A 6,675-nucleotide genomic window follows, 5' to 3' on the forward strand; every position below is an offset into this window, starting at 1 on the left:
TGCTCGAGCAGCGCGATGTCGCGACCCGCTCGCTGCAGCAGCGCGACGACATCCTCGCGCTGATCCGCCAGCGCGTGCAGGCCGGGCTGGACACCACCGTCGAGCTGCGCCAGGGCGAGGGCGCCTTGCCCGAGACCCGCCAGCAGGTCGAGGCGCTCAACGAGCAGATCGCGCTGACCCGCCATGCGCTGGCCGCGCTGACGGCGCAGGCCCCGAACGCGCTCGACACGCTGAGCCCGCGCCTGCAGCCGGTGCAGGCGGTGCCGCTGCCGGCCAACGTGCCGGCCGACCTGCTGGGCCGCCGCGCCGACATCAGCGCCGCGCGCTGGCGCGTCGAGGCCGCCACCAGCGACGTGAAGTCCGCGCGCGCCCAGTTCTACCCGAACGTCAGCCTGACCGGCTTCGCCGGCTTTTCGAGCATCGGGCTGGACAACCTGCTGAAGTCCGACAGCCAGCAGTACGGCATCGGCCCGGCGATCCGCCTGCCGATCTTCGACGGCGGCCGGCTGCGCGCCAACCTGCGCGGCAAGTCGGCCGACCTCGATGCCGCGATCGAGAGCTACAACGCCGCCGTGCTCGACGCGGTGCGCGACGTGGCCGACCAGATCAGCTCGCTGCAGTCGATCGAGCGCCAGCAGAAGGAACAGGCCAGTGCCCAGGCCTCGGCCGAAGCGGCCTATGACATCGCGACGCAGCGCTACAAGGCCGGCCTCGGCACCTACCTGGTGGTGCTGAACGCCGAGTCCACGGTGCTGACGCAGCGCCGCCTGGGCACCGACCTGAAGGCGCGCGCGCTCGACACGCAGGTGGCGCTGATCCGCTCGCTGGGCGGCGGCTATGTCGCCGCGCCGCTGCGCACCGCGCAAGCCTCCTGATCCCGACCCGATTCCATACAAACACAGCAAGTCCCCCGGAGAACCTTTCATGACCTCCCCGCAAGACAACACCGCTCCCGCAGTCACCGGCAACCCGACCCGCAAGAAGGCCCTGACCGCCGTGGCGGCCGCCGTCGCGGTGGTCGGCGTCGCCTACGGCGCGTACTACGCGCTGGTGCTGAACCACTACGAGTCGACCGACAACGCCTACGTGCAGGGCAACGTCGTGCAGCTGACCCCGCAGGTCGGCGGCACCGTGCTCGCGATCAATGCCGACGACACCGACTTCGTGAAGGCCGGCCAGCCGCTCGTGAAGCTCGACCCGGCCGATGCGCAGGTCGCGCTCGACCAGGCCGAAGCCCAGCTCGCGCAGACGGTGCGCGAGGTGCGCACGCTGTTCGCGAACAACTCGACGCTGAAGGCGCAGATCGCGCTGCGCGAGGCCGACCTGGCCCGTGCGCAGGCCGACCTCGTGCGTGCGCAGGACGACGTGAACCGCCGCGCCCCGCTGGTCGCGAGCGGCGCCGTCGGCAAGGAAGAGTTCAACCACGCGAACGCGCAGCTCGCCGCGTCGAAGAGCGCCGTCGCGGCCGCGCAATCGGCCTCGCTGGCCGCGCGCGAGCAGCTCACGTCGAACCAGGCGCTGACCGACAACACCTCGGTCGAGGAGCACCCGAACGTGCAGCGCGCCGGGGCCCGCGTGCGCGAGTCCTACCTGGCGCTGCGCCGCGCCGACCTGCTGGCTCCCGTCGACGGCTACGTCGCCAAGCGCAGCGTGCAGGTCGGCCAGCGCGTGCAGGCCGGTGCGCCGCTGATGTCGGTGATCGCGCTGAACCAGCTGTGGGTCGATGCCAACTTCAAGGAAAGCCAGCTGAAGAACCTGCGCATCGGCCAGCCGGTCACGCTGCAGGCCGACGTGTACGGCAAGAAGGTCGAGTACCGCGGCCGGATCGAAGGACTCGGCGCCGGCACCGGCTCGGCGTTCTCGCTGCTGCCGGCGCAGAACGCCACCGGCAACTGGATCAAGGTGGTGCAGCGCGTGCCGGTGCGCGTCGCGCTCGACCCGAAGGAGCTTGCCGAGCACCCGCTGCGCGTGGGCCTGTCGATGGACGCCAAGGTCGACGTGAGCAACACCGACGGCAAGATGCTGGCCGATGTGCAGCGCAGCTCGGCGGTCGCGCAGACGGCGGTGTTCGACCTGGTCAACCAGGCGGCCGACGGCGAGGTGCGCAAGATCATCGCGAGCAACCTCGGCCATGCGCTGAAGCCCGACACCAAGGTGGCGGCACGCCGCAGCGAGGCGGCGACGCCGGCCGCCGCCGCGGGCGAGACGGTTGCGTCGAGCGCCGTCGCCGCCGCGGTCAAGCTGACCCCGGTCAAGCAGTAAGCCAGCCCCAGAGATCCGCGGAGCCTTCCCATGTCCTCCACCACCGCCGATGCGGTGTCCGGCGCCGAAGCGCCGGCGCCTGCGCCCGCCCCGGTCGCGCCGCCGCGTCCGGTGGCCCATCCGCCGCTGACCGGCAGCCAGCTGGTCCTCGGCACGATCGCGCTGTCGCTCGCGACGTTCATGAACGTGCTCGACAGCTCGATCGCCAACGTCTCGATCCCGGCCATCGCCGGCGACATGGGCGTGAGCCCGAACCAGGGCACCTGGGTCATCACCTCGTTCGGCGTGGCCAACGCGATCTCGGTGCCGCTGACCGGCTGGTTCACGCGCCGCTTCGGCCCGGTGCGCCTGTTCATGGCGAGCATCCTGCTGTTCGTGTTCTCGTCGTGGCTGTGCGGCCTGGCGCCGAACATCGAGACGCTGATCGCGTTCCGCGTGCTGCAGGGCCTGGTGGCCGGCCCGATGATCCCGTTGTCGCAGACGCTGCTGCTGGCGAGCTACCCGGCCGCCAAGGCCGGCACCGCGATGGCGATGTGGGCGATGACGGTGCTGGTCGCGCCGGTGGTCGGCCCGCTGCTGGGCGGCTGGATCACCGACAACATCTCGTGGCCGTGGATCTTCTACATCAACATCCCGGTCGGCATCCTCGCGGCGATGTTCACCTGGTCGATCTACCGCACCCGTGACGCCGTGCCGCAGAAGGTGCCGCTCGACTACGTCGGCCTGGGCTTGCTGGTGCTGTGGGTCGGTGCGCTGCAGGTGATGGTCGACAAGGGCAAGGAGCTCGACTGGTTCCAGTCCAGCCAGATCATCACGCTGGCCGTCGTCGCGGTGGTGGGCTTCCTGTTCTTCCTCGCGTGGGAGCTGACCGAGAAGAACCCGATCGTCGACCTGCGGCTGTTCGCGCGGCGCAACTTCTGGCTCGCCACGGTGGCGCTGTCGGTGGGCTACGGCGTGTTCTTCGGCAACGTGGTGCTGATGCCGCTGTGGCTGCAGCAGTACATGGGCTACACCGCCACCTGGGCCGGCATCGCGCTGGCGCCGGTGGGGATCCTCGCGATCCTGCTGTCGCCGTGGGTGGGCAAGAACATCGGCAAGATCGATCCGCGGCGCCTGGGCACGGTGGCCTTCCTCGGCTTTGCGCTGGTGCTGTGGATGCGCTCGCATTTCAATACGCAGGCCGACTTCAACACCATCCTGGTGCCGACGATCCTGCAGGGCGCGGCGATGGCGTTCTTCTTCATCCCGCTGCAGGCCATCATCTTCTCGGGCCTGCAGCCGCAGCAGATGGCCGCCGCGGCCGGCCTGAGCAACTTCGTGCGGATCACGGCCGGCGCGATCGGGACGTCGATCTTCACGACGGCCTGGGAGAACCGCGCGGTGCTGCACCATGCGCAGATCGCCGAGACGGTGAACGGCAACAGCATTGCGGCGACGCAGACACTGTCGAACCTCGGCGCCAGCGGCTACAGCCCCGACCAGGCGCTCGCGACGGTGAACCGGCTGGTCGACCAGCAGGCCTACACGATGGCGGCGACCGACCTGTTCTACCTGTCGTCAGCGCTGTTCCTGCTGCTGATCGGGCTGGTGTGGATGACGCGGCCCAAGAAGGGTGGCGCCGGTGGCGGTGGGGGCGGGGCTCACTGACCCGGTTCGGCGGGCGGCGGCGTGTTGCCGTCGTTCGCCGGCCGATCGTTCGTCGGCCGATAGCGGCTGGCCCAGGCCGGTCCCGGCTCCGCGGGTGTGATGCTGTAGGGACCCAGGTGTCCCGGCGTGTGCTGCACCACCAGCGGGGCGGTGGTGCCGATCCGCTGGGCTGCATGCGGTTTGACGGTAGGGAGCGATACAGGGGACATGGGATTTCCGGGTCAGGCGGTCCGTTGAATCGAATGCCCCGAGAGGGGCGCGTGCTRAGTAACGCGCCCACGTCGTCGGTTCACTTTCTGAGGGGTGTCCATGCGACCCCCATTGTGTGCGGCCGGTCGTGTCGCCCGAGGGAACCCGGCGCACGTCCGCGTTACTGACGCCGCGCCTCCACAGCGCGAGTGGTACGTGAGCGCCTTGCAGATCCTCCTGGACGAATTTGCCCGCCGCATCGGCAGTTCGCCCTTCAGCGTGGCGGGTGACCAGGCGCGCTTCGTCTGCAACGACCGCTTCGCGGTGGACCTCTTCTTCGACGCGCGCTTCGAATGCGTGCGCATCGGCACCCAGGTGGGCCATTCGCTGGTCGCGGTGCCGGGGCATGAGCTCTACTGGCGCTGCCTGTCGCGCGCCCAGCGCGACGATCCCCGCTTCGAGGTCTGCTGGAACGCCTACACCGGCGAGATGCTGAGCATGTCGGCGATGCCGATGACGAGGCTCGACATCGACGGCTTCATGCTGTGGATCGAGCGCTTCCTCGGCAGCTCGACCGAGGTGTCCGCGGCCTGGCTCGCCGCGGAGGACCCGCACGGCTGCGGCCTGCCGCTGGCGGATTGCCGCAGCTTCGCCTGAGCGCCGGCCTCAGCGCCTCAGCCCGACACCCCGGCGTACTGCCTGAACTGCCCCCGCCCGGCGTGCTTCGCGGCGTACAGCGCCTCGTCGGCATGGCGCATCGCCTCGGCCAGCGTCGCGCCGTGCGTCGGCCAGACGGCGGCGCCGATGCTGCAGCCCACCCGCAGGTTGTTCAGCGTCAGGTAGCTCATCGGCCGGCGCATGTCGCGCACGATGCGCTCGGCCAGCGTGCGCGACAGCGCGCTGCCTTCACCCGGCAGGCCGGTGATCAGCACCAGGAACTCGTCGCCCCCGAGGCGGAACACGAAATCCTGCTCGCGCGCCAGCTTGCGCAGGCGCCTGGCCACCTGCACCAGCACCTGGTCGCCGGCCGCGTGGCCATGGCGGTCGTTGATCGGCTTGAAAGCGTCCAGGTCCAGGCACAGCACGCAGACCTCGAGCCGCGCCTGATCGACGTCGTCGGCCAGGCGCTCGGCCATCTCGGCCAGGAAACCGCGATTCCACAACCCCGTCAGCGGATCGCGCAGCGCGCGCTGCTCGAGCGACTGCACCGCCTGCTCGCGGTCTTTCAGCGTGTCCTGCAGCTGCGCGACGGCGGCCGCGATCTGCTGCACGTCGTTGCGCCGGCGCGGCAGCGATGTGCCCGGCCCACCGGGTGCGCGCGGGCGGGCGGCGGTGCCGCGCAGCGCATGCGCGAGTTCCTCCACCGGTGCGACCAGCAGCGCGATCAGCCAGCAGCCGATCAGCGAACACAGCAGCCCGATGCCGATGCTCCAGGCCAGCGCGCTGGCGCGCACCTGCTGCGTGGCCGCCGCGGTCGCATCGCCCTGGTCACGGGCCACGACGTGCCAGCGGAAGCCCTTGAACTGCTGCAGCGGCCGGCTCTCGGCCACCGCGGTCAGCGAGGGCCTGCCGTCGCTCCACAGCGTGTCGGCCCAGCCCTCCTGCAGCGCGGCGAGCTGCGCCGGTGCCAGGGTCGGGCCCATGCCGGCCTGCGGCGCCAGCAGCACCGCCCCATCGGGCCCGTACACCGACAGCTGCTGCGTGGCCAGCAGGCCGCGCGGGTTCAGCACCGAGCGGCGCAGCTGGTCGGCCCATTGCCAGCTCAGGTGCAGCGCGATCACGCCGCCCAGGCTGCCGTCGGCGCGCCGGATCGGCGCGGCCACGTCGACGAACTTGACCGCTTCGCCGGGCGAGTTCGGTGCGTAGCGGGCGAGCATCACCGCCTCGTGCACGTCGCCGGTCCACAGGCCTTCGCGGCCATTGAGGAACACCGGGCGGGCGGCGATGGACTGCCCGAGCAGCACGTCGTCGGTGGCGGCGATCACGGTGCCGTCGGCATCGGTCACGCCGATCCAGGCATAGGCGGGCAGGGTCGCGCGCAGCCGGTCGAGCGCGCCGCGGATCTCGGCCGGCGAGGTCGTGCCGCGCAGCACGTCGAGCTGCGACAGCAGGCGCACGTCGCGCGTGCGCTCCGCCATCTCGTACGACAGGCGATCGGCCATGTTGCGCGCGGTCTGCAGCAGCGCCGCGCCGGCCTCGGTGCGCACCTGGTCGGCGGCCCGCCGGGCCCACAGCTGGCCGATCGCCAGCGACAGCAGCATCAGCAGCACGCAGCTGCCCATGCTGGCCTGCAGGCGAAGCGGCCACTGGCGCGGCCGCAGGAGGTGGGCGGGGCGGATCACGCGCGGATTGTCATGCTGCGCCCGCGACGGCAGTGAGCGGAAAAGCGAGCGGGAGCGTCGCCAATTCGGCGCATCGGACGCTACGATGCCGCGTCCACCCGACCGGAGACCCCCATGGACCTGCCCCGATGTGCCGCGCGCCTGGCGCCGCTGGCTGCCGCACTGGCCGTGGCCGGCTGCGCCAACGTCCCGAATCCGTTCGGCGGCGCCGGGGCCGCGGCGCCTGCGCCGGGCG

5 protein-coding genes are annotated in these 6,675 nt (G+C 71.2%); 4 read left to right on the forward strand and 1 reads right to left on the reverse strand.

What is annotated here, in order from left to right; all coding sequences use genetic code 11:
* The 4 genes from AC1D15_RS13615 to AC1D15_RS13630 all read left to right on the forward strand — a co-directional run.
* The coding region (locus AC1D15_RS13615) for an efflux transporter outer membrane subunit (protein WP_477826396.1) at positions 1-875 on the forward strand (875 nt) is incomplete at its 5' end.
* Positions 876-924: 49 nt separating this feature from the next.
* Positions 925-2,262, forward strand: coding sequence for an EmrA/EmrK family multidrug efflux transporter periplasmic adaptor subunit (locus AC1D15_RS13620; RefSeq protein ID WP_477826397.1), 1,338 nt, complete (start codon positions 925-927; stop codon positions 2,260-2,262).
* Positions 2,263-2,292: 30 nt separating this feature from the next.
* On the forward strand, positions 2,293-3,909 hold the full coding sequence (locus AC1D15_RS13625) for a DHA2 family efflux MFS transporter permease subunit (protein ID WP_052211599.1): 1,617 nt from the start codon (positions 2,293-2,295) through the stop codon (positions 3,907-3,909).
* A 414-nt stretch (positions 3,910-4,323) separates the two neighbouring features.
* Positions 4,324-4,755: a hypothetical protein gene (locus AC1D15_RS13630; protein ID WP_477826398.1), complete on the forward strand. Its 432-nt coding sequence runs from the start codon at positions 4,324-4,326 to the stop codon at positions 4,753-4,755.
* 17 nt (positions 4,756-4,772) lie between these two features.
* Here AC1D15_RS13630 and AC1D15_RS13635 read toward each other — a convergent pair whose 3' ends face one another.
* A complete protein-coding gene (locus AC1D15_RS13635) occupies positions 4,773-6,440 on the reverse strand; it encodes a sensor domain-containing diguanylate cyclase (protein ID WP_477826399.1) in 1,668 nt (555 codons plus the stop codon).
* Between the last annotated feature and the right edge of the window lie 235 nt (positions 6,441-6,675).

It is taken from the genome of Rhizobacter sp. P2_H2 (genome assembly GCF_056403375.1).

Coding starts and splice junctions, on each gene's coding strand:
- AC1D15_RS13620 (WP_477826397.1), top strand. CDS start 925: ATGACCTCCCCGCAAGACAACACCGCTCCCGCAGTCACCGGCAACCCG.
- AC1D15_RS13625 (WP_052211599.1), top strand. CDS start 2,293: ATGTCCTCCACCACCGCCGATGCGGTGTCCGGCGCCGAAGCGCCGGCG.